General features: G+C 64.6%; 1 protein-coding gene. It reads left to right on the forward strand.

Annotation, left to right across the window (positions count from 1 at the left end):
- On the forward strand, positions 1-327 hold a 327-nt coding region (locus AC1DCG_RS25100), incomplete at its 5' end, for an ATP-binding protein (protein WP_477041752.1).
- Positions 328-506: the final 179 nt, after the last annotated feature.

A 506-nucleotide genomic window follows, 5' to 3' on the forward strand; every position in this document is an offset into this window, starting at 1 on the left:
GTCGATCTGGTGAACCGGCTCGAGGAGGAAGCCCGCCAGGGCCGCTCCGGCGCTCTGGCCGCCCAGCTCTCGCGCCTGGATCTCGTCGTCCTCGACGAGCTGGGCTATCTGCCCTTCGCCCAGTCCGGCGGCCAGCGCCTCTTCCATCTGATCAGCAAGCTCTACGAGCGCACCTCGGTGATCATCACCACCAACCTGACCTTCGGCGAATGGCCCACCGTCTTCGGCGACGCCAAGATGACCACGGCGCTCCTCGACCGCCTGACCCATCACTGCGACATCGTCGAGACCGGAAACGACAGCTGGCGTCTCAAGACCAGGGCTTGATCCACAATCTATYCAACCTCCCCCAGACCCCCTCCGGGCAGCTGAATCTCACGCGGCTCACCCGGCGGCGACGCGCTGCGCTAGCTGATGGCTACGCGCCTCGCCGCCAGCCCAGGACAACCAACAGAGGGGTCAATTTTGGACGCCGATAGGGGGTCAATTTTCAACGCCGTTTGACA

It is taken from the genome of Caulobacter sp. 10L414 (genome assembly GCF_056395525.1).